At 64.8% G+C, this 19567-nt stretch carries 25 protein-coding genes; 11 read left to right on the top strand and 14 right to left on the bottom strand.

Features of this window, described 5'->3' with window-relative positions:
* Positions 1 to 105 precede the first annotated feature (105 nt).
* The 5 genes from VWN43_RS11930 to VWN43_RS11910 all read left to right on the top strand — a co-directional run bounded on the left by VWN43_RS11930 (position 106) and on the right by VWN43_RS11910 (position 3126).
* The gene (locus VWN43_RS11930; protein ID WP_253521962.1) at positions 106 to 684 is read left to right on the top strand and encodes a fasciclin domain-containing protein; all 579 of its coding nucleotides are present in this window, start codon (positions 106 to 108) and stop codon (positions 682 to 684) included.
* 179 nt (positions 685 to 863) lie between these two features.
* Positions 864 to 1313, top strand: a complete 450-nt coding sequence (locus VWN43_RS11925; RefSeq protein WP_320181578.1) for a PaaI family thioesterase — start codon at positions 864 to 866, stop codon at positions 1311 to 1313.
* Between the two features lie 12 nt (positions 1314 to 1325).
* A complete protein-coding gene (locus tag VWN43_RS11920) occupies positions 1326 to 2243 on the top strand; it encodes an alpha/beta hydrolase (RefSeq protein ID WP_320181579.1) in 918 nt (305 codons plus the stop codon).
* Positions 2240 to 2674, top strand: a complete 435-nt coding sequence (locus VWN43_RS11915; RefSeq protein ID WP_320181580.1) for a COG3650 family protein — start codon at positions 2240 to 2242, stop codon at positions 2672 to 2674. The genes VWN43_RS11920 and VWN43_RS11915 overlap by 4 nt, the downstream gene beginning before the upstream one ends.
* Positions 2674 to 3126 (top strand): DUF3429 domain-containing protein, encoded by a 453-nt coding sequence (locus tag VWN43_RS11910; RefSeq protein ID WP_320181581.1) that lies wholly within the window; start codon positions 2674 to 2676, stop codon positions 3124 to 3126. The genes VWN43_RS11915 and VWN43_RS11910 overlap by 1 nt, the downstream gene beginning before the upstream one ends.
* Here the strand turns inward: VWN43_RS11910 and VWN43_RS11905 are convergent.
* Positions 3123 to 3461, bottom strand: coding sequence for an Mpo1-like protein (locus VWN43_RS11905; protein ID WP_320181582.1), 339 nt, complete (start codon positions 3459 to 3461; stop codon positions 3123 to 3125). The genes VWN43_RS11910 and VWN43_RS11905 overlap by 4 nt on opposite strands.
* Positions 3458 to 4900, bottom strand: a complete 1443-nt coding sequence (locus VWN43_RS11900) for a S41 family peptidase (RefSeq protein ID WP_320181583.1) — start codon at positions 4898 to 4900, stop codon at positions 3458 to 3460. The genes VWN43_RS11905 and VWN43_RS11900 overlap by 4 nt, the downstream gene beginning before the upstream one ends.
* A 221-nt stretch (positions 4901 to 5121) precedes the next feature.
* On the opposite strand from VWN43_RS11900, the gene VWN43_RS11895 reads away from it, so the two are divergent.
* Positions 5122 to 5706: a YbhB/YbcL family Raf kinase inhibitor-like protein gene (locus VWN43_RS11895; RefSeq protein ID WP_320181584.1), complete on the top strand. Its 585-nt coding sequence runs from the start codon at positions 5122 to 5124 to the stop codon at positions 5704 to 5706.
* A 25-nt stretch (positions 5707 to 5731) separates the two neighbouring features.
* The gene (locus VWN43_RS11890) at positions 5732 to 5983 is read left to right on the top strand and encodes an SWIB/MDM2 domain-containing protein (protein ID WP_253521981.1); all 252 of its coding nucleotides are present in this window, start codon (positions 5732 to 5734) and stop codon (positions 5981 to 5983) included.
* A 4-nt stretch (positions 5984 to 5987) separates the two neighbouring features.
* On the opposite strand, the gene VWN43_RS11885 is transcribed toward VWN43_RS11890, so the two are convergent.
* Together VWN43_RS11885 and VWN43_RS11880 are read right to left on the bottom strand one after the other, a co-directional pair.
* On the bottom strand, positions 5988 to 6386 hold the full coding sequence (locus tag VWN43_RS11885) for a DoxX family protein (RefSeq protein ID WP_320181585.1): 399 nt from the start codon (positions 6384 to 6386) through the stop codon (positions 5988 to 5990).
* Between the two features lie 34 nt (positions 6387 to 6420).
* Positions 6421 to 6711, bottom strand: a complete 291-nt coding sequence (locus VWN43_RS11880) for a DUF427 domain-containing protein (protein WP_320181586.1) — start codon at positions 6709 to 6711, stop codon at positions 6421 to 6423.
* Positions 6712 to 6779: 68 nt separating this feature from the next.
* Between VWN43_RS11880 and VWN43_RS11875 the strand changes: the two genes are divergently transcribed.
* On the top strand, positions 6780 to 8054 hold the full coding sequence (locus VWN43_RS11875) for a dipeptidase (RefSeq protein WP_320181587.1): 1275 nt from the start codon (positions 6780 to 6782) through the stop codon (positions 8052 to 8054).
* Positions 8055 to 8073: 19 nt separating this feature from the next.
* Here VWN43_RS11875 and VWN43_RS11870 read toward each other — a convergent pair whose 3' ends face one another.
* The 10 genes from VWN43_RS11870 to VWN43_RS11825 form a co-directional block, all read right to left on the bottom strand.
* On the bottom strand, positions 8074 to 8520 hold the full coding sequence (locus VWN43_RS11870) for a DUF1810 domain-containing protein (protein ID WP_320181588.1): 447 nt from the start codon (positions 8518 to 8520) through the stop codon (positions 8074 to 8076).
* On the bottom strand, positions 8498 to 8692 hold the full coding sequence (locus VWN43_RS11865; RefSeq protein ID WP_253521995.1) for a DUF3008 family protein: 195 nt from the start codon (positions 8690 to 8692) through the stop codon (positions 8498 to 8500). Before VWN43_RS11865 ends, VWN43_RS11870 begins: the two co-directional genes overlap by 23 nt.
* Positions 8692 to 8919, bottom strand: a complete 228-nt coding sequence (locus VWN43_RS11860; RefSeq protein ID WP_320181589.1) for a hypervirulence associated TUDOR domain-containing protein — start codon at positions 8917 to 8919, stop codon at positions 8692 to 8694. Before VWN43_RS11860 ends, VWN43_RS11865 begins: the two co-directional genes overlap by 1 nt.
* A gap of 22 nt (positions 8920 to 8941) precedes the next feature.
* Positions 8942 to 9253 carry a hypothetical protein gene (locus VWN43_RS11855; RefSeq protein ID WP_253522002.1) on the bottom strand — a complete coding sequence of 104 codons (312 nt, stop codon included), beginning with the start codon at positions 9251 to 9253 and terminating at the stop codon, positions 8942 to 8944.
* Between the two features lie 80 nt (positions 9254 to 9333).
* The gene (gene dapD / locus VWN43_RS11850) at positions 9334 to 10158 is read right to left on the bottom strand and encodes a 2,3,4,5-tetrahydropyridine-2,6-dicarboxylate N-succinyltransferase (protein WP_320181590.1); all 825 of its coding nucleotides are present in this window, start codon (positions 10156 to 10158) and stop codon (positions 9334 to 9336) included.
* 49 nt (positions 10159 to 10207) lie between these two features.
* The gene (locus VWN43_RS11845; RefSeq protein ID WP_320181591.1) at positions 10208 to 11287 is read right to left on the bottom strand and encodes a phosphotransferase family protein; all 1080 of its coding nucleotides are present in this window, start codon (positions 11285 to 11287) and stop codon (positions 10208 to 10210) included.
* Positions 11287 to 12372 carry a Zn-dependent alcohol dehydrogenase gene (locus VWN43_RS11840; protein ID WP_050599626.1) on the bottom strand — a complete coding sequence of 362 codons (1086 nt, stop codon included), beginning with the start codon at positions 12370 to 12372 and terminating at the stop codon, positions 11287 to 11289. The genes VWN43_RS11845 and VWN43_RS11840 overlap by 1 nt, the downstream gene beginning before the upstream one ends.
* Entirely contained in the window at positions 12372 to 13706 is a 1335-nt protein-coding gene (locus VWN43_RS11835) for an acyl-CoA dehydrogenase family protein (protein ID WP_320181592.1), read from the bottom strand. The genes VWN43_RS11840 and VWN43_RS11835 overlap by 1 nt, the downstream gene beginning before the upstream one ends.
* Before the next feature lie 82 nt (positions 13707 to 13788).
* Positions 13789 to 15264 (bottom strand): MFS transporter, encoded by a 1476-nt coding sequence (locus tag VWN43_RS11830; RefSeq protein ID WP_253522013.1) that lies wholly within the window; start codon positions 15262 to 15264, stop codon positions 13789 to 13791.
* A complete protein-coding gene (locus tag VWN43_RS11825) occupies positions 15264 to 16127 on the bottom strand; it encodes an SDR family NAD(P)-dependent oxidoreductase (protein ID WP_320181593.1) in 864 nt (287 codons plus the stop codon). The genes VWN43_RS11830 and VWN43_RS11825 overlap by 1 nt, the downstream gene beginning before the upstream one ends.
* Before the next feature lie 178 nt (positions 16128 to 16305).
* Between VWN43_RS11825 and VWN43_RS11820 the strand changes: the two genes are divergently transcribed.
* The 3 genes from VWN43_RS11820 (at position 16306) to VWN43_RS11810 (ending at position 19550) form a co-directional block, all read left to right on the top strand.
* Positions 16306 to 17490 (top strand): acyl-CoA dehydrogenase family protein, encoded by a 1185-nt coding sequence (locus VWN43_RS11820; protein WP_320181594.1) that lies wholly within the window; start codon positions 16306 to 16308, stop codon positions 17488 to 17490.
* A gap of 3 nt (positions 17491 to 17493) precedes the next feature.
* Positions 17494 to 18633, top strand: coding sequence for an acyl-CoA dehydrogenase family protein (locus tag VWN43_RS11815; RefSeq protein WP_320181595.1), 1140 nt, complete (start codon positions 17494 to 17496; stop codon positions 18631 to 18633).
* Positions 18634 to 18752: 119 nt separating this feature from the next.
* Positions 18753 to 19550, top strand: coding sequence for an SDR family NAD(P)-dependent oxidoreductase (locus VWN43_RS11810; RefSeq protein ID WP_320181596.1), 798 nt, complete (start codon positions 18753 to 18755; stop codon positions 19548 to 19550).
* The last annotated feature ends 17 nt before the right edge of the window (positions 19551 to 19567 follow it).

Raw genomic sequence — 19567 nt, 5'->3', positions numbered from 1 at the left:
CCAAGTTCGAAACATCCGGACCGGTGCAGCGTTCGTATCTTGAAGCAGCGGCCGGAAACCGTCGGCTGTGACAATGCTCACGACTACCGAATAAAGGGAATGGATATGAACAAGCTTACCATCGCGCTCGCCTCGGCCGCATCGCTGGCTATCGCCGCCTGCGCCGAAGAACCGGCCGAAACCGCTGCCTATGAAGACACCGCCACCGCCGATCAGATGGCCAATGCAGAAGCCGAAGCCGGCACTGTGGTCGAAGTCGCACAGGACGACGAGACTTTCTCGACGCTCGTCAGCGCGGTGACCGCCGCCGGCCTGGGCGAAACGCTGTCGGGTGACGGCCCGTTCACCGTCTTCGCGCCGACCAACGATGCCTTCGCCAAGATCCCCGAGGCGACGCTGACCGAGCTCACCACCAATGACACCGAAACGCTCGGCAACATCCTCACCTACCACGTGGTCGAAGGCAATGTGGATGCCGCAACGCTGACGCAGGCGATCACCGATGCAGGCGATGCGGGCTACACCATCACCACCGTCAACGGCGGCACGCTGACCGCGACCGTGGTCGACGGCAATGTCGTGCTGACCGATGCCGCCGGCGGCACCGCCACCGTCACCGCAACCGACGTCGCCGCCTCGAACGGTGTGATCCACGTCATCGATACCGTGCTGATGCCGCAGTAAGGCGATCGCACTGTTACTCGCGAAAGGCGGCTCCTTTACGGGGCCGCCTTTTTCGTAGGCGCTTTTCTACAGCGCCGCCCACGCGCCATGCCAAGCGGCATATCGGCATATGCCTGCTTCGAAGCTTGCACCTGCGGCGCGGCGCGCTAGCGTCTTGCGCGGGCGAGAGGAGAACACCGATGGGCGTAGCCGCCGAGAAGCCGGTTTACAGCGTACCCTTTGTCGAGCGCACCGGGATGCGCCGGATCGAGGAGCGGCGTGGGTATTCGAAACTGCTGATGCCGCTCGATGGCAATGCCAACCATGTCGACGTGATGTATCTCGGCGCCTTCTGTGTGCTCGCCGAAGCGATCGCGGCAGGGCCGGGGATCTCGATCCTCGACACCGCGCGCCATTTCCCAATCATCAAGGACATCGCGGTGGACTTTCACCGCATGGCGGCCAGCGATGTCACCGGCGAATACGAACTCACCGAGAGCCATATTGCCGCGCTGGAGGCCGATCTCGAGCGCAAGGGCAGCGCGGGCTACACCGCCGAAGTCCCGATGCACGATGCCGATGGCGCGCTGGTCGCCACGGGCCGCGTCACGGTCAAGCTGCTGAGCCACGACTGGTCCGGTCGGGCCTGAAGGAAGATTGATATGACCAGTATTCGCGCCCGCCTCGTCAAACTCGCGCTGCCGCTGCTCGGCATCAAGCGGTTCTTCTCGCAGCCCGACAAGTTCGACGAACGGATCGCCAAGCTGCGTGCGGCCAAGCCGGTTCGCCCGCGTGCGAAATGGCACAAGCGCTTCGATATTCGCGAGTATGGCAGTCGCGGGTTTCCGGTGGTCACGCTCGAACCCAAGGGCGGGGCCCAGCCCGGCGCGCCGCATCTGCTGTATCTGCATGGCGGCGGCTATGTGATGGATATCGCCGCGGTGCATTGGGACGCGGTGGCGGATCTGTGCGAGCGGCTGGGCGCCTCGGCGACCGTACCGCTCTACCCGCTGGCGCCCGAACACAAGGCTGACGAGACGCTCGAGGCGATGCGCTCGCTCTATCTCGAACTGGCCGAGCGTTATGGCGCGGATCATGTCACCGTGATGGGCGACAGCGCGGGCGGCGGCATGACGTTGGCGCTGGCGCAGATGCTCAAGGCCGCGGATCAGCCGCTGCCCGGCAGCCTGGTGCTTTATTCGCCCTGGCTCGATGCGACGGCCACTGCCGAAGGGCAGCGCGAAATCGAACCGCGCGACGGGATGCTGGCGGTCAGCGGGCTCAAGGCCTGCGGCGACATGTATCGCGGCGATTTGGCAATCGACGATCCGCGCGTCAGCCCGTTATTCGGACCGCTGGAGGGATTGCCCCCGATGGCAATCTTCTCGGGCACCGCCGACATCCTGCTGGTCGACGGGCGCCGCCTTGCCGGCAAGCTCGCGCAAGTGGGCATGCCCGACCACATTTATCGCGAGTATGAGGATATGTTTCACGTCTGGATGCTGCTGCCTGTCCCCGAAGGCAAGCGCGCACGCGCCGAAACCGCGAATTTCATCCGCCAGCACGGGAAGACCACATGACCACCCGCATCCTGTTCGCCGCCTTGCCAGCATTGCTCCTGGCTGCCTGCAACACCGGCTCGGGCGATGTGCCCGAGGGCCTCGACACCGGCACTTTCGCGGGCATCGGTGCAGGCGAAGTGGTTCATTACATCGGCACCGAACCCTTCTGGAACGGCGCGGCGGGCGGCGGCCTCGCGCTCTATGCTACCCCCGAGAACCCGGACGGCAGCGAGTTCGCGGTCGAGCGGTTCGCGGGCAATAACGGGCTGGGTATCAGCGGGCGGCTCGACGGGGCGGCGTTCGACCTGATGATCACGCCGGGCGAATGTTCGGACGGGATGAGCGACCGGACTTATCCCTATACTGCGACCTTGCTTGTGGGCGACGAACAGCGCCAGGGATGCGCCTGGACCGACAGCCAGCCCTTTGGCGAACCGGAACTGCCCTGATGGACACTGTCCCTGCCTTGCCGCGCTGGCTAGGCCGCGCCGGGCTGCTGCCGCAACTGGCCTGCGTCGGGGTGCTTTATGCGGGTCCGGCGGAATGGCGCGAACCCGCGCAGGCGCTGGCCTTTGCATATGCCGCGCTGATCCTGTCGTTCCTCGGCGGGATGTGGTGGGGGATCGCGGCGGCGGCCCCCGCGGCGCAGCGGCGCAACACGCTTGGCTGGGTGTGGGTGGCGGCGGTGCTGCCAAGCCTCGTGGCGCTCGCCGGTTTCGTGCCATGGGCGCTAGGTTGGCAGTGGCCCGAACCTTCGCTGGCCATGCTCAGCGGGGCGCTGCTCGTCAGCCTGGGTGTCGATGCCAGACTGGGGCCGCTCGCCCCGCGCTGGTGGATGCCGCTGCGGGTGCCGCTGTCCTTCGGCCTCGGGCTGATGACCATGGCAGCAGCGGTCGCCTAGCGCTTGGTGACGCCTGCGTTCTCGAGTTCGGGGCCGAGCCTGCCGGTCAGCCACATCCACCACATGCGGAAATCGGCGCGCAGGCTCCACAGCGGATAGGAGAAGGTCGCCGGGCGGTTCTTCTCATGCCCGAAATGCGCGATCCAGGCGAAGAAGTACCCGGCCAGCGGCATGCCGAGCAATAGCAGCCACTTGCCCGTCGCCAGCGCTGCCACGCCCAGCGCGACGACCAGCGAGGTGCCGATGTAATGCAGTGCGCGGGTTCCGGGGCGCGCATGTTCGCGCAGGTAGAACGGCCAGAAGGCAGCGAAGGTGGTGTAGTGCCGCTCGGTCATTGCAGGCCCGGGATTTCGATCTGCGCGGGCGAGGGCGCCTGCGGCATGACCAGTTCGCGCTTGGCGGGCAATGCCCGGCTTTCGGCGAGACCTTCCGCCGCCGCGCCGATCGCGGTGCAACTGCGTCCGGCGAGGAAATCGAGCGCGGTGGCGATCGAGGCTTCGCCCGGGTCGCCCAACGGGGTGAGGATATCGTCGTTCGCGCGGCAGGTTTGCGGCATCACGCTGGCGAGGCCCGAATAGTAATCGCCCCCGTCATCGGCATTGACCGAGCGGAAGGCGACCACGCGCAGCCGGTCGTCGCAGGCCGACCGGTCGCGGGCGATCTGCCCAACCGGCTTGCCATAGGTATCGGTGCCGATCAGCGCGATGTTGTTGCCCAGGATGGGGATGAAGGCATTGGCCACCAACTCGCTGGCAGACGCGGTCCCCCCGGTGCCGATCACCGCGATCCTGGTTGCTGCAATAGCCTGAGGTGCGGCGGCGAAGCGGGCGATTTCGTTGAAGTCGCTTTTGGAATCGCGAAAGGTCGTCTTGCTGAAAACCTGTCCGGTCCGGTCCGCCGCGAGCAGGTCGCCAAGCAGTTCCGCGACCGATACCAGCCCGCCGCCATTGTAGCGGAAGTCGAGGATGATCTGCGTCACGCCTTCGGCACGGAAGACGGCGAAGGCATCGCGCAATTGGGCCTTGGCATCATCGATGATGAAGGTGCGCAGATTGATATAGCCGACCTTGGTCCCGCCATTGTCGAGGATCTTCGCACCATAGCGATCCGAGATCGGGTCGAGTGCATATTCGGTCTTGGTCACGCCGACCGTAACCTCGCCGCCAGCGGGCTGGCGGATACGCAATTGGCGGGTCACCCCCGGATCGCTTGGGCCGAGCGCATTGACCACCGCCTGCGCACCGCCGTCGGCCATGAGCGCGGCGACACTCTGTCCGCCGATGGCGATGATTTCGCTGCCGCGGTCGATGCCTTGCGCGAAGGCGGGGGCATTTTCGAAAGCCTCGACCACGAACACCCGGCGGGCGGCGGTATCATAGCCCAGGCGCACCCCGAAACCGGCGTTGGATCCGCTGCTGATCAGCGCGTTCTCTTCGGCGATCGAGGTGATGTAGGTGAAGTAGCGGTCGCGGTCCTGCGCCCGGGCAGGCGCGACCAGCGCATCGATATAACCCTGGACCGAACTGAAATTTCCCGCGTTCACGGTCCGGTCGAGCAGGTCGGGGAACAGATACCATTCCTCCATCTGCCCCAGCGTCCAGTCCTGCCGGCTGGCGAGCGTGCAATTGTCGGAGGAACCGCCACCACCGCCACCACCGCCGCCGACCGCGCCGCCTCCGGAGCCGCTGCCGCCTCCGCTCGAGCTTCCTCCACCGCCGCATGCGGCGAGCGAGAATGCCAGTGTTGCAGTGAAAATGGTGCGACCCAGACCCATGCGCTTCCTCTCCTGATCCCGTCCCTCGGTCCCCCCGAAGGCATCGGTCACGATCAATGACGGCTAAATCGGGGGCGGGCAAGGGCGCGAATGGTCTCTGGCAAGCCCCGGTTTCCCTCAAAAACGGTGCAAATTTCGGATCGCGGGATGGTTTGTCGCCCGCAGCTATGCCTTAAAGGTCGACCGGAATACGCCGCAGTGGCGCAAATACAGGAGTTTTCATGGCTAGCGGCGTTGCGCCCTGGGTTCAGAATGCGGTTGGCGGAGGTGCCATCGGGCATACGCTCACGCTGGAGAAGGTTGCCGACGAGCGCGTGCTCGGTCGGGGCGGCTTTACCCTGACCAGTGCAGCATTCCGTCACGAGGGCGAACTCGATCCTTCCTTTACTGCGGTCGAGGAAGATGCCGTCGCGCCGCCGCTCGAATGGACCGCGCCGCCGCCGGGCGCGCACGAGCTGGTGCTGGTCGTCGAGGATGCCGACAAGGGGCACATCCACTGGACCGTCTGGGGCCTGCCGCCGCAGAAGGGCAAGCTGATGGAAGGCGAAACCCCGCCGCGCACCGGCAAGAATTCCCACGGCAATTCGGAATGGCTGCTGCCCGATCCGCCGCTGGGCGAAGAGCATCGCTATATCTTTCAGCTTTTTGCAGTCGACCTCCCGCTCACGCTGATGCCGGGGGCGACGCTCGAAGAACTCGTCCGTAATCTTGACGGGCATGTAACCGCCGCCGCGGTCCTGACAGCCCGGTTCGAAGGCCATGAGGTCGAGGAACTGGATGTCGAGGATCTTGGCGACGTCGATTGAAGCATAGCCAAGGAAAGGAACTGTCATGGCTGGCAAGAACAACGCACTGCAGAAGCCGGTGAATCTTTCGCCGGAACTGGAAACCGTGGTTGGCAAGGGTCCGATGACCCGCGCCCAGGTCACCTCCAAGGTGTGGGATCACATCAAGGCGAACGACCTGCAGGATTCCAAGGATCGGCGCATGATCAACCCCGACGACAAGCTCGGCGCGGTGATCGGCAAGGAACAGATCTCCATGTTCAAGATGACGGGCGCCGTCTCGAAGCACATGAGCTAAGGTGTTACCGGCGGCGCAGCGGCCAGTCCGTTACGCCGCCGGTCCACAACGCCAGCCACACGACCAGCGGCTGCGCGATCATTCTCGGCCCATGATAGCCGAGCCCGAGCCCCCCACCCGGGCGCGCCAGATCGAGCGCGAAGTGATGGATGTTCGCAGGAAACACGCACACTGCGTAAAGCGCGAGGCCGATGGCGCCCGCGCGGCGTAGCGGCAGGCTGGCCCATTGCGCCAGCGCCGCCGCCCCGAGCAATTCGGCGATCCCGGTCCATAACACCACCGCCTCGGGCGCCGGCACCCATGTCGGCATGATCGACAGGAACGGGGCCGGGTTGGCGAGGTGCACATATCCGGCGAAGGCATAGAAGGCCGCGAGCAGCCAGCGCAGAGTGTGCCGGATCACGCGCGCGGACCTCCGGCAATCGCCCGAGGGATGGTCACAGGTCCATCACCTCGACGCCCTTCCAGAAGGCGATCCGGTCCCTGATCGCGGCGGCGGCTTCCAGCGGTTCGGGATAGTAGAAGGCCGCGTCGGTATTGATCGCGTCGCCCGCATTGATCGAATAATAGTTCGCCGTGCCCTTCCATCCGCAATGGCTGGTGGTCTCGCTCGGCACGAGCACGCCGCGCATGACATCGCCCGCGGGGAAATAGTGATTGCCTTCGACGACGAGCGTGTCGTCGCTGCGGGCCAGCGTTTCGCCGTTCCAGCGGGCGGTGATGGTCATGATTGGGGCCTTTCCTTGCCGCGCCTCTTTGCTAGGACGGGGCATACTACATCAAGGGGTTCCTGTTCATGCGCCATTTCCTGCTCGCTTCCGCCGCCGCCGCTCTCTCCTTCGGAACCCCGGCGCTGGCGCAGGACAAGGCCGAACGCACCGCCGCTGCCGCGCTCGAAGCGGCACCGGTCTGGGACGGGCACAACGACGTACCCATCCAGCTGCGTTCGCGGCTGGGCAACGTGATCAATAGCTTCGATTTCCGCGATACGCTCGATACCGCGCGTGATGGGCGCGAGGCGATGCATTCGGACCTCGCGCGGCTGCGCGTGGGCGAGGTCGGGGCGCAGTGGTGGTCGGTCTATGTCAGCGCCAACCTGCCCGAAGCCGAAGCGGTGCAGGCCACCGTCGAGCAGATCGACGTGACCAAGCGGCTGATTGCGCGTTATCCCGATGCGCTGCAACTCGCGCTGACCGCCGATGATGTCGAGGAAGCGATGGCGGCGGGGCGGATTGCCTCGCTGCTCGGCATGGAAGGCGGCCATTCGATCGGTTCGAGCCTCGCGGTCCTGCGCCAGATGTACGACATGGGCGCGCGCTACATGACGCTGACGCATGGCAAGACGCTGGGCTGGGCCGACAGCGCGACCGATGCGCCGCAACATGATGGGCTCAACGCCTTCGGCATGGATGTGGTGCGCGAAATGAACCGCATCGGCATGCTGGTCGATCTGAGCCATGTGAGCGATGCGGCAATGACCGATGCGCTCGACGCTGCGCAGGCCCCGGTGATTTTCAGCCATTCGGGTGCGCGCGCGATCAACGGTCACGCGCGCAATGTGCCCGACGGGGTGCTTGCCCGCCTACCCGAGAATGGCGGGATCGTGATGGTGGTGGCGCTGCCGTGGTATCTGACCGAGGAACTGCGCACCCATGCGGCCGATCGCGCTGGTGAAGAAGCGCGGCTGAAGGCGCTTTATCCTGGCCTGCCCGACACGGTCGAAGCGCAGCTGGCCAAATGGGACGCGCAGAACCGCGCGCCGGTTTCGACCATTTCGGACATGGCCGACCATATCGACCATATCCGCGCGGTGGCGGGGATCGACCATATCGGCATCGGCGGGGACTATGATGGCATGCCCACCGGCCCGATCGGGATGGAAGATGTTACCGGTTATCCGGCGCTGTTCGTCGAACTCGCGCGGCGCGGCTATACGCAGGACGAACTCGAAAAGATCGCCTCGCGCAATATGATGCGCGTCATGCGCGCGGCGGAAGCCTATGCGGCGAGTGCGGCGGACCTGCCGCCGTATGAATATCCGGCGGGCGAGCCGCGCGACGGGGCAGAATAGGCCCCCGCCAGCGCGCGGTTTACAATTTCTCCAGCGTCAGTGGATCGCGCTCGCCGCCGAAGAACTGGTCGAGCGCGTGCGCAAAGACCTGCCTATCCTCGTCGTCGCAGGCCGCTTCGAACAGCGTCATCGAACTGCGGAACTTCATCGCATCGACTGCGCCGAGGATATCCCTGGCGTCCATCGTGCCGGCCCAGTCGAGCATTGCTTCGGTCGCTTCGAACAGCCGCGGACCCAGCTCCTCGTGGCGGCAATAGGCGCGTGCTGCGTGGCGGTCGGCAAGCGCGAACTTGTGCGCGGCGGCGCTTTTGCCGAGCCCGGCAATCTGCGGGAAGACGAACCACATCCAGTGGCTGGTCTTCGCCCCGGCACGGATTTCATCGAGCGCCCGCTCGTAAACCCCGCCGTCCTGCGCGGTCAGGAAATGCGCAAAGCCCGCAGGCTCAATCGTCGTCGTCGTCGACATGCTCGGGCAGGCCGTCGAGATCGGTCGAGGCGTAATCCTCCAGTTCCTCTTCGGTCATGGAATCGTACATGTCCTTCGATGCGCCCCTGAGGTCGCCGACCTTGGTGTCACCGCGCTTGGCGGAAAGCGCGGCTCCGGCGGCACGTTGTTGGGCTTTAGATTGTGCAGGCATCAGTCTTGCTCCGACAGCTCGGAACCGCGTTTCAGCACTTCGTCGCCGTCTTCCTGTTTGATGAGATAGGCGGGGTTGTCCCCGTCGCCGTCCTTCGTGACTTCGGTCCCCTGCAGGGTGCGGGTGACCTCGCGTTCGAAACGCTCCTTCACCTGGCCCTTACCCTTGCCGTTACCCCAGTTCCATTCGACATATTGGTCGGTCCGGAAGCTGTTCGGATTGCTCATGCGACCTCTCTTTCGCCGGCGCTCAATTCTCGACGATTTCGAGGCCGTCTTCGGTGGTGGCCTGGTCATCGGGTGTGGCGATCTGGTCGTCGCCCAGATCGGTGATGATGCTGTCGGTGGTGTCGCCGTCATCTTCCGTGGAGGAAATCTGGCCGCTGACCGTGCCTTCCTCCTCGACATCGCCCGTGCTCAGCGCAGGCACGATCCAGGTGATCGAGAGCAACAGGATCGCCAGCAGCAGGCCGCCAGCCAGCACCCAGCGCACGACGCCTTCCTTGGAACCACCGCTTGCCTCGGTGTCGGTGACGTGGATTTCTTCGCCTTGCTTGTGCATGAAACTGTACTCCCTCGATGGACGCGATCCCGCGTGTGTCAGGGAGATTTACGTTTCTGCGCGGCGAATGTTCCGTATTGTCAGTCGCGCAGCAGCTCGTTGATGCCGGTCTTTTCGCGGGTTTGCGCGTCCACCGTCTTGACGATCACCGCGCAGGCGAGGCCGGGGCCGCCATCCTTGCCGGGCATGGTACCGGGCACGACCACCGAAAAGGGCGGGATATGGCCGCGGATAACTTCGCCGGTGTCGCGGTAGACGATCTTGGTCGACTGGGTGATGAAGACCCCCATCGCCACGACGCTTCCTTCGCCGACGATCACGCCCTCGACGATCTCGCTGCGCGCGCCGATGAAGCAATTGTCGCCGATGATAGTCGGGTTGGCCTGCATCGGTTCGAGCACGCCGCCAATGCCGGCGCCTGCGGAAATATGGCAGTTCTCACCGATCTGCGCGCAGCTGCCGATGCTGGCCCAGGTATCGACCATCGTGCCCTTGCCGACATAGGCGCCGATATTCACGAAGCTGGGCATCAGCACGCAGCCGGGCGCGATATAGGCGCCTTCGCGCGCCACCGCGCCGGGGACCACGCGGAAACCGGCTTTGCGAAAAGCGGCATCGTCCCAGCCGGCGAACTTGCTCGGCACCTTGTCGAAGGCCGGATGGCCGGCGCTGCCGCCATCCATCACGCGGTTGTCATTGAGCCGGAAGCTCAGCAGCACCGCCTTCTTGAGCCACTGGTTGACCGTCCAGCCACCCTTGCCGTCAGGCTCGGCGACGCGGCCGCTGCCGCTGTCGAGCATGTCCAGCGCCGCTTCGACCGCCTTGCGCACGTCCGCGCTTTGCGGCGTTACATTGGCGCGGTCTTCCCACGCAGCTTCGATGCGGCTTTCGAGGTCGGCGCTCATGCTGGTCTCCGTTTGCAATTCCGGAGCGTTCGTTAGCAGCGTCGGCGCGCTAGTCCATCCCCGCAGCCTGCGCGAACTGGTACGCACGCTCGACCAGCGGCGCGACGCGTTCGGACATCGACTTGGCATGCGCGCTCGAGGCGGTCCCATCGATCACACGCTTCTTGATGCCCTGCATGATCCCCGCCAGCCGGAAGAGGTTGTAGGCGAAGTACCAGTCCATCGGCGGCACAGGATAGCCGGTGCGCGCAACGTAGCGTGCGACCGCTTCATCCTTGGTGGGAATGCCCAGTGCCTCGAGGTCGAGCCCCTCCAGCCCGGCGCGCCCGTCATGCGGGTTGTGCCAGTTGAGCATGAGATAGCTGAAGTCGGCAATCGGATCGCCCAGCGTCGACAGTTCCCAGTCGAGCACCGCGATGACGCGGTTCTCGGTCTTGTGGAAGATCATGTTGTCGAGCCGGTAATCGCCGTGAACCACGCTGGATTCGTGCTGCGGCGGGATCGTCTGGGGGAGCCATTCGATCAGCCGTTCCATCTGCGGCATGTGCTCGGTCTCGGACAGCTTGTACTGTTTCGACCACCGGCTGATCTGCCGCGCGCAGTAATCGGTCGGCTTGCCGTAATCGCCCAGTCCGATCGCCTCGGGATCCTTCAGATGCAGATCGGCAAAGGTGTCGATCATCGCATTGTAGATCGCGCGGCGTTCCTCGGGCGTGTTGTTCGGCAGCGACCCGTTCCACAAGGACCGCCCGTCGGCGAGACCCATGACGAAGAACTTGCTACCGATAACCGCGGGATCCTCGCACAGGCCATAGGTCTTGGGCACGGGGAAGCCGGTCGGGCCGAGCGCGTGCATCGCCTTGTATTCGCGGTCGACTGCATGTGCGCTGGGCAGCAATTTGCCGAAGGGCTGGCGGCGCAGCACGTAGCTACGGTCCGGCGTGTCGATGCGATAGGTCGGGTTCGACTGGCCGCCCTTGAACTTGGTGTAGCTGATCGGGCCGGCGAACCCTTCGACATGTTCCTCGAACCACGCGGTCAGTGCGGCGAGGTCGAGCTGGTCGGCCTCGGGCACTGCGACCGTGCCGACCATCTCCTTGTCGAAATCGATGGGCTGGTTTTCGGCCATCAGTCGAACACCACCACACTGCGCGCCGAGGTGCCCTGTTTCATCTTCTCGAAGCCTTCGTTGATCTTTTCGAGCGGGATGCGTTCGGCGATGATCGTGTCGAGATCGAGCAGCCCGCGCATGTAGAAATCGACCAGCCGCGGCAGGTCGACGGGGAAGTGGTTCATCCCCATGATCGCGCCTTGCAGCTTCTTGCCCGACAGCAGATCCATCGCGCCCAGCCCGACCTTGCAGTCGAGCGGCATCATGCCGAGGATCGTCGCGGTACCGCCGCGGCGCAGCACCTTGACCGCGAGGTCGGCGGATGCCTGCCGGCCGACCGCCTCGATCGCGTGATGCACGCCGCCGCCGGTGATCTTCATCACCTGTTCGACCGCGTCGTCGGCCATGGCGTCGACCGTATGCGTCGCGCCCAGCACTTCGGCCAGCTGGCGCTTTTCCGCCAGTGGGTCGATCGCGATGACCTTGCCCGCACCCGCGATCTTGGCGGCATTGATCGTCGCCAGCCCCACGCCGCCGCAGCCGATGACTGCGACGGTTTCGCCGGGCACGACCGAACAGGCGTTGAAGATCGCGCCCGCCCCGGTGGTCACCGCGCAGCCGATAATGGCCGCGCGGTCGAGCGGCATGTCCTTGTCGATCGCGACGCAGGCATGTTCGTGGATCAGCATCTGCTCGGCAAACGCCGACAGGTTGAGCATTTGCGCAACGGGCTCGCCGCCATTGCGCGTGATGCGCGGCGCGGCGGTCTGCGCCCGGCGGGTATCTCCGCCGAGGCACAAGGCCATCCGCCCGGTCACGCAGAATTCGCAATGGCCGCAGAAGGCGGACAGGCAGGAGACCACATGGTCGCCCGGCTTGACCGTTTTCACTTCGCTGCCGACTGCGCGCACCACGCCCGCTGCCTCATGGCCCGGAATGGCCGGCAGCGGGTGCGGATAGGCGCCGTCGATGAAATGCAGGTCCGAATGACACAGGCCACAGGCCTTGGTGTCGATCAGCACTTCGTGCGGGGCGGGATCGGCCAGCTCGACCTCACCGATGGTGAGGCCGCCGACCTGCTCGAGGATTGCCGCCTTCGCCATCAGCGCGTCGCTCCCATGTCGCCCGAGCTGAAATTGGCATTGCCCGCATTGGGGATTTTGCCGTCACGCAGCGCATTGGCGCTGGGACCTTCCTCGGGCAGGTGCTTGGCAAACTCCATCCGTGCGATCGAGCGAGCGTGGACTTCGTCGGGGCCATCGGCCAGTCGCAGCGTACGCTGGTGCGCATAGGCATTGGCGAGACCGTAATCGTCACTCACGCCGCCGCCGCCATGCGCCTGGATCGCATTGTCGATGATCCGCAGCGCCATGTTCGGCGCCTGCACCTTGATCATGGCGATTTCCTGCTTGGCGGCCTTGTTGCCGACCGTATCCATCATGTCGGCGGCCTTGAGGCACAGCAGGCGGGTCATGTCGATATCGATGCGCGCCTGCGCCACGCGCTCTTCCCAGACCGAGTGCTTGTAGATCGGCTTGCCGAAGGCTTCACGCTCCTGGAGGCGCTTGCACATCTTGTGCAGCGCTTCCTCGGCCACGCCGATGGTGCGCATGCAGTGGTGGATACGGCCCGGCCCGAGGCGGCCCTGCGCGATCTCGAAGCCGCGACCTTCGCCCAGCAGCATGTTGCTGGCGGGGACGCGCACGTCCTTGAGCTCGACTTCCATATGGCCGTGCGGCGCATCGTCATAGCCGAACACGGGCAGGTGACGCAGCACGGTGACGCCCTCGGCATCGGTGGGCATCAGCAGCATCGACTGTGCGGCATGGCGGCCGGCCGAGAAATCGGTCTTGCCCATTACGATGGCGACCTTGCAGCGCGGATCGCCCAGGCCCGAAGACCACCACTTGCGGCCATTGATGACGTATTCGTCGCCGTCCCGCTCAATCCGGGTTTCGATGTTGGTCGCATCCGAAGACGCGGTGAAGGGCTCGGTCATGAGGAAAGCGGAACGGATCTCGCCATTCATGATCGGGGTAAGCCATTTGTCCTTCTGTTCGCGTGTGCCGTAGCGGTGGAACACTTCCATGTTCCCGGTATCGGGCGCAGAGCAGTTGAACACTTCCGACGCAAAACCGATGCGGCCCATTTCCTCCGCGCACAGCGCATATTCGAGATTGGTCAGGCCGGGGCCTTCGAATTCGAAGCTTTCCTCGACATGGTGGTGGCCCTCATTGCGGGGCGGCATGAAGAGGTTCCAGATACCTTCCTTCTTGGCCTTGGCTTTCAGTTCCTCGACCACGGGAATGACCTTCCAGCGATCGCCTTCGGCGTCCTGCTGCTTGTAGGTCGGCACGGCGGGGCGGACGTGATCTTCGATGAAGTTCTTCACCCGGTCGCGCCAGTATGCTTGCCGTTCTGTCGGTTGGAAATCCATCGTCTGATCCTCTTCTCTCTCAAATCGGTTGCGCCATGAAACTGGCAGAAGGTTGTGGCCAAGCCAAGTCCCGGCTCGGCGGTCAGGGGGTTATCGTATGTCCATCGGGGTCGGCGCGGGCTGCCTCGTCCAGCGGGTCACGCTCCGCCGCGTCGGGATCGCGCGACCGGCGCGCCGCCACCCGCGCTTCGTGCTGCTCGCGTGAAATCGGGAAGCGCGACAGCCAGAACGCCGCCACCAGCGCCAGCGCAGTGGCCACCAGCATGAACAGCCATACGAGCCGGGTCACGGTTTCGGGTGCAACCTCGGCCTGCGGCGTGCCGGGCGCCAGGTCGATCGACTGCACGATCAGGCTGGTCAGCAGGATGCCGCCGCCGGTCGCGCATTTCTGAACCAGCCAGTTGCCCGCGTAGAACGTGCCTTCGGCACGCTGCCCGGTGCGTTCCTCGAAGGCCTCGACGATTTCCGCGACCATCGAGGTGGCCGAGATGATCGAGACCACGCTGGCGGTATTGGCGCAGACCAGGAAGCCATAAAGTAGCGCGGTCGATGCGGTGGTGCCCGGCGTCGGCCAGGCCCCGGCGAGGTAAAGCGCATAGGGGCCGCAATAGAAGACCAGCCCGACCAGCGCGCCGATTGCCGCCGATTTGGGCTTGCCCCAGCGCCGGTGCAGCGGGCCGACGATGACGAACATCAGCACCACCGAAAGGAACAGGGCGACCGGGTAAAGCTGGAAGGCAAGTTCGGAAAACTGCCACACGTAGAGATTCACATATTGCGTGATCGAAAAGGTCATGCCCTGCAGCACATAGGCCGCCAGCCCGCCCAGCGCGAAGATGACGAACGCCTTTTCGCGAAAGGCATCGAAAATCTCGGCAAAGGCCCCGCGGATCGAGAAGGGCGGGGGGCGGCGCGCGGGGAGCTGCGCCACGATATGGTGCTGCGCCGCTGCCGAGCCGATCACCGCCAGTGCCATCAGCGCCGCGCCGAACATGCCGTAGCTGGCATAGCCTTCCGGCTGCAGCTGCGAAGCGGGCGTGGGCAGGAAGACGGTGAACGCCAGCACCATCATCAGCAGCCCGCCGAGCCAACCCGAGAGGAAGCGATAGCGGAACAGCGTGGTACGATCGTCATAGTCGTCGGTGATTTCGGGGACGAGGCTGACCGAGGGGACTTCGCAAGCCGACAGCAGCAGCCGTACGCCCACCGCCAGCGCCACGATCTCCCAGAAGCCCGGGGTTCCGGTAAAGGGCGGCGACCACAGCACTGTCCACAATAGCGCGAGCGGCCACGGCGCCAGATAAAGCCACGGCAGCCGCCTGCCCCAGCGGGTATAGGTGCGGTCGGACAAATTGCCGATCAGCGGATCGACGATCGCGTCGATCAGCAGCGCCGTCGCCAGCGCGGCGCCGACCGTGCTGGCATCGACCCCCAGCACGAGGTTGTAGAACGGCAGCAGGAAGAAGCTGAAACCGCTGTCCTTGACCCCGAAGGCCACCGCACCGAAGCCGTGGACCAGCTTGAGGCGCTGGGGGAGGGGGCCGGTAACGAAGGGCATCAGGCGGCGGGCTGCGCCGCCTTCTTCGCCTGTTCTTCCATGGCTTCCAGCGCCGCGAACAGCCGGGGTTCCTCCGGATCCCAGCTATGCCGGGGGCCAAGCGTGATCCCGCCGTCGACGATCAGCGATGCGCCGGTCATGAAACCGGCTTCCTCGCTGGCGAGGAAGGCCACCGCATTGGCGATATCGATCGCCTGGCCGCCGCGCGCCACTGGCTGCGCATTCGACGACATCTGCGCGATCGCCGCCTTGGCCATGGTCTTCATCTCGCCGGTCATCTCGAGGCTCGAGGTGAAGATATTGGTGTTGATGAAGCCGGGCTGGACCGCATTCACGCGGATGCCGTGCTGGGCCAGGTCGGTGGCGGCGCATTTGGTCAGGTGCAGCACGCCCGCCTTGGCCACTGCATAAGTGGTCGGTGAATAGCCCGGGCCGACTGCGGCCACGCTGGAAACATTGACGATGCTGGCGCCCTTGCGGTGTTTCATATGCGGCACCGCATAGCGGATGCCCATCGCCACCGAGCGCAGCAGCAGGTCCATCGTCCGGTCCCACGCGTCGGGCTCGACCTCGTCGATCCCCTCGCGCGCACCGCCTGCACCGGCATTGTTGAACAGCGTGTCGATCCCGCCGGTTTCTTCCGCGGCACGGTCCATCAGCGCCTTGATCGCCGCCGGATCGCACACGTCGCATTCGACGAAGCGGACATCGCCCTTGCTATCGGCGGCGAGCTGCTGGCCGCCCGCGACATCGATATCGCTGGCGAAAACCACCGCGCCTTCGCCCGCGAACAAGGCAGTTGCCGCCGCGCCGATACCCGATGCCGCGCCCGTCACGACGACGGTCTTTCCCGAGAATCGCATCCCTACTCTCTCCCCGAATTTCTCCGCGTGCAGCTTAGGGCAGCGGCGCATCGCGTCAACGAATTCCGGCTGACGTTACGGAAATGCAGGCGGCTGCGACTGGCCTTGCATAGGCGGGGCGAATCACCCTAACGTAAGCGTCAACATACCGCTGTTTTGAAAAGAGAGGATTCGGCCAATGTCCGACAGCGCCCTTGAAGCCTTCCGCGCGGAAACGCGCGCATGGCTCGAAGCGAATTGCCCGCCCGAAATGCGCGAACCCGTCCGCGACGAGGACGATGTCTATTGGGGTGGCCGCAACGCAACCTTCAAGAACGATGCGCAGAAAGCCTGGTTCGAGGTCTGCCGCGACAAGGGCTATACCGTCCCCGCCTGGCCCAAGGATTATGGCGGTGCCGGGTTGTCACCTGCCGAAGCCAAGGTGCTGCGCGAGGAAATGACCCGCATCGGCGCGCGTCCGCCATTGTCCAGCTTCGGCATCTGGATGCTCGGCCCCGCGCTGCTGCATTTCGGCACCGAAGGCCAGAAGCAGCGCTTCCTCAATGAAATCGCGCGCGGCGAAATCCGCTGGTGCCAGGGCTATTCGGAACCGGGTTCGGGCTCGGACCTCGTGTCGCTGCAGACCTATGGCGAAGACAAGGGCGATCACTGGGTGGTCAACGGCCAGAAGGTGTGGACCTCCTATGCCGACAAGGCCGACTGGATCTTCTGCCTCGTCCGCACCGACAAGGACAACAAGTACCAGGGCATCACCTTCATGCTCTACGACATGGCGAGCGAAGGCGTGGCGACCAAGCCGATCCTGCTGATCAGCGGCAACAGCCCGTTCTGCGAAACCTTCTTCGACGATGTGAAGGTGCCCAAGAGCTATGGTGAAGACGTGCCCGCCCAGGTCGGCGAGGTGAACCGCGGCTGGGACGTGGCGAAATATCTGCTCGGCCACGAACGTGAGATGATCTCGGGCGCCGATGGCGGCAACACCGGGACCATCGGCGCCGCACTGGCGCGCGCCAATGGCGACATCGACCCGGTACTGCGCGCCGAACTGGCGCAGTTCGACGTCGATGCGCTGGCCTATGGCGCGATGGGCGAGAAATTCCTCGACGAGATCAAGGTCGGCAAGGCGCACCCCGCGCAGCCGAACATGATGAAATACGCCGGGACCGAGCTGAACAAGCGCCGCCACGAACTGATGATGGCAGCGGGCGGTTCGACCGCGCTCGAATGGGACAGCGAGGAGACCGGCGGCGGCAAGCCATCGCGCAACTGGCTGCGCACCAAGGCGAACAGCATCGAGGGCGGCACGTCTGAAGTCATGCTCAACGTCATTTCCAAACGTATTCTCGACCTGCCGGGAGCCTGATCGATGCCTCTTTATTACGACGACGACCAGGCGATGCTGGCCGATTCCGCAAGCCAGTTCATGGCCGAGGAAGGATCGACCAAGAAGCAGCTGCGCCATTGGCGCGACCGCGACTGCAAGGATGGTTTCGGCCACGCGCTGTGGCAGCAATTCGCCGAAATGGGGTTCACCGGCATGCTGGTGGACGAAGATGACGGCGGGCTCGGCATGGGCCAGGTCGAAGCCAATATCGTGCTCGAGGAAATCGGTCGCAATCTGACCCCTTCGCCCTTCATGGCGTCCTCCGTGCTCGCGGCCACTGCACTGAAGCACGGCAGCAACGATATGAAGGGCCGCTGGCTGCCGCACCTCATCTCGGGCGAGAAAGTCTATTCGGTCGCCATCGACGAAGGCGCGAAGCACCGTCCCGAACGCATCGCCTGCAAGGCGGAAAAGTCGGGCAATGGCTTCAAGCTGTCGGGCAAGAAGGACTTCGTGGTCTATGGCGCCAGCAGCGAGATGATCGTCGTTGCCGCGCGCACCTCGGGCAGCGATAGCGACAAGGACGGCGTGACGCTGTTCGCCGTACCGCAGGATGCCGCCGGGATGAGCCACGACAGCGTCCGGTTGGTCGACAGTTCGATGGCCAGCCATGTCACCTTCGACAATGTCGAACTCGACGGCGATGCGGTGATCGGCGAGGTCGATGGCGGCCGCGCCGTGCTCGATGCCATGCTGGTCGCGGGCCGGGTCGGCTCGGCTGCGGAAGGCGTGGGCGTGGCCCGCGGCGCGATGGACATGACCGTCGACTACCTCAAGCAGCGCAAGCAGTTCGGCAAGGTAATCGGCGAATTCCAGGCGCTGCAGCACCGCGCCGCGCATCTCTATTCCGAAGTCGAGATCGCCCGCGCGGTCACCGTCAAGGCCGCGCAGCTGGTCGATGGCGGCAGCGAGAAGGCCGATCTGATGGCTTCGGTCGCCAAGGCCAAGGTCGCCAAGGTCGCCGGTCTGGCCGTGCGCGAAGGCGTGCAGATGCACGGCGGCATCGGCATGACCGACGAATACGACATCGGCCTCTATATGAAGCGCGACCGCGCGCTGCAGGAATTCCTCGGCGACCAGTATTACCATGCCGGCCGTGTCGCGGAGCTCAGCGGCTACTAGAACCAGGACCAGCACCAAACCCGGTCATTGCGAGCGGAGCGAAGCAATCCAGGGAGCGGCACGATGGATTACCGCGTCGCCTGCGGCTCCTCGCAATGACTGAAGTGGGAGAGAATTAAATGAACCTAGAAGACCTGTTCAGCCTCAAGGGGCGCGTTGCGCTGGTGACTGGCGGCAGCCGCGGCATCGGCAAGATGATTGTCGAGGGATTCCTCGCCGCGGGCATCGACCGCGTCTATATCAGCGCGCGCAAGATCAACGAGATCGAGGAAACCTGCGCCGAACTGGGCGACCGGGTGATCGGCATCCAGGGCGATCTGTCGACCATCGACGGGATCGAGGCTTTGGTCGAGGAACTGTCGGGCCGCGAAAGCAAGCTCGACATTCTCGTCAACAACGCCGGGGCTGCCTGGGGCGTCGACTATCTCGACTTCCCCGAAGCGGGCTGGGACAAGGTCATGGACCTCAACGTCAAGACGCCGTTCTTCCTCACGCAGAAGCTGCACAAGCTGCTGACGGCCGCGGCCAGCGCGGACAAGCCGGGCAAGGTGATCAACATCACCTCGATCGATGGCCAGCGCGTCAATCCGTGGGAAACCTACAGCTACCAGGCATCGAAGGCCGCGCTGATCCATCTGACGCGGCGCATGGCTGCGCGGCTGGTCAAGGATCACGTCTATGTCACCAGCCTCGCACCGGGGGCCTTCCCGTCGAACATGAACCGCGCGGCGCGCGACCACGAAGACGCGAGCGCGGCGGGCATTCCGTCGAAGCGCGTGGGCGACAAGTTCGATATGGGCGGCACCGCGGTCTATCTCGCCAGCCGCGCGGGCGATTATACGATCGGCGAAACGCTCACCGTCGATGGCGGGATCGTCAACGCCCTGCTGCCGACCCACTTCGCCGAACCCAGCTAAGGCCGGGTCGGCGGGGG

It is taken from the genome of Qipengyuania sp. HL-TH1 (assembly GCF_036365825.1).
Lineage (GTDB): Bacteria > Pseudomonadota > Alphaproteobacteria > Sphingomonadales > Sphingomonadaceae > Qipengyuania > Qipengyuania profunda.
Note: the sequence above shows the minus strand (reverse complement) of the source record. Positions and strands in the feature narration are given on the sequence as shown.

Coding starts and splice junctions, on each gene's coding strand:
- VWN43_RS11930 (WP_253521962.1), top strand. CDS start 106: ATGAACAAGCTTACCATCGCGCTCGCCTCGGCCGCATCGCTGGCTATC.
- VWN43_RS11925 (WP_320181578.1), top strand. CDS start 864: ATGGGCGTAGCCGCCGAGAAGCCGGTTTACAGCGTACCCTTTGTCGAG.
- VWN43_RS11920 (WP_320181579.1), top strand. CDS start 1,326: ATGACCAGTATTCGCGCCCGCCTCGTCAAACTCGCGCTGCCGCTGCTC.
- VWN43_RS11915 (WP_320181580.1), top strand. CDS start 2,240: ATGACCACCCGCATCCTGTTCGCCGCCTTGCCAGCATTGCTCCTGGCT.
- VWN43_RS11910 (WP_320181581.1), top strand. CDS start 2,674: ATGGACACTGTCCCTGCCTTGCCGCGCTGGCTAGGCCGCGCCGGGCTG.
- VWN43_RS11905 (WP_320181582.1), bottom strand. CDS start 3,461: ATGACCGAGCGGCACTACACCACCTTCGCTGCCTTCTGGCCGTTCTAC.
- VWN43_RS11900 (WP_320181583.1), bottom strand. CDS start 4,900: ATGGGTCTGGGTCGCACCATTTTCACTGCAACACTGGCATTCTCGCTC.
- VWN43_RS11895 (WP_320181584.1), top strand. CDS start 5,122: ATGGCTAGCGGCGTTGCGCCCTGGGTTCAGAATGCGGTTGGCGGAGGT.
- VWN43_RS11890 (WP_253521981.1), top strand. CDS start 5,732: ATGGCTGGCAAGAACAACGCACTGCAGAAGCCGGTGAATCTTTCGCCG.
- VWN43_RS11880 (WP_320181586.1), bottom strand. CDS start 6,711: ATGACCATCACCGCCCGCTGGAACGGCGAAACGCTGGCCCGCAGCGAC.
- VWN43_RS11875 (WP_320181587.1), top strand. CDS start 6,780: ATGCGCCATTTCCTGCTCGCTTCCGCCGCCGCCGCTCTCTCCTTCGGA.
- VWN43_RS11870 (WP_320181588.1), bottom strand. CDS start 8,520: ATGTCGACGACGACGACGATTGAGCCTGCGGGCTTTGCGCATTTCCTG.
- VWN43_RS11865 (WP_253521995.1), bottom strand. CDS start 8,692: ATGCCTGCACAATCTAAAGCCCAACAACGTGCCGCCGGAGCCGCGCTT.
- VWN43_RS11860 (WP_320181589.1), bottom strand. CDS start 8,919: ATGAGCAATCCGAACAGCTTCCGGACCGACCAATATGTCGAATGGAAC.
- VWN43_RS11855 (WP_253522002.1), bottom strand. CDS start 9,253: ATGCACAAGCAAGGCGAAGAAATCCACGTCACCGACACCGAGGCAAGC.
- dapD (WP_320181590.1), bottom strand. CDS start 10,158: ATGAGCGCCGACCTCGAAAGCCGCATCGAAGCTGCGTGGGAAGACCGC.
- VWN43_RS11845 (WP_320181591.1), bottom strand. CDS start 11,287: ATGGCCGAAAACCAGCCCATCGATTTCGACAAGGAGATGGTCGGCACG.
- VWN43_RS11840 (WP_050599626.1), bottom strand. CDS start 12,372: ATGGCGAAGGCGGCAATCCTCGAGCAGGTCGGCGGCCTCACCATCGGT.
- VWN43_RS11835 (WP_320181592.1), bottom strand. CDS start 13,706: ATGGATTTCCAACCGACAGAACGGCAAGCATACTGGCGCGACCGGGTG.
- VWN43_RS11830 (WP_253522013.1), bottom strand. CDS start 15,264: ATGCCCTTCGTTACCGGCCCCCTCCCCCAGCGCCTCAAGCTGGTCCAC.
- VWN43_RS11825 (WP_320181593.1), bottom strand. CDS start 16,127: ATGCGATTCTCGGGAAAGACCGTCGTCGTGACGGGCGCGGCATCGGGT.
- VWN43_RS11820 (WP_320181594.1), top strand. CDS start 16,306: ATGTCCGACAGCGCCCTTGAAGCCTTCCGCGCGGAAACGCGCGCATGG.
- VWN43_RS11815 (WP_320181595.1), top strand. CDS start 17,494: ATGCCTCTTTATTACGACGACGACCAGGCGATGCTGGCCGATTCCGCA.
- VWN43_RS11810 (WP_320181596.1), top strand. CDS start 18,753: ATGAACCTAGAAGACCTGTTCAGCCTCAAGGGGCGCGTTGCGCTGGTG.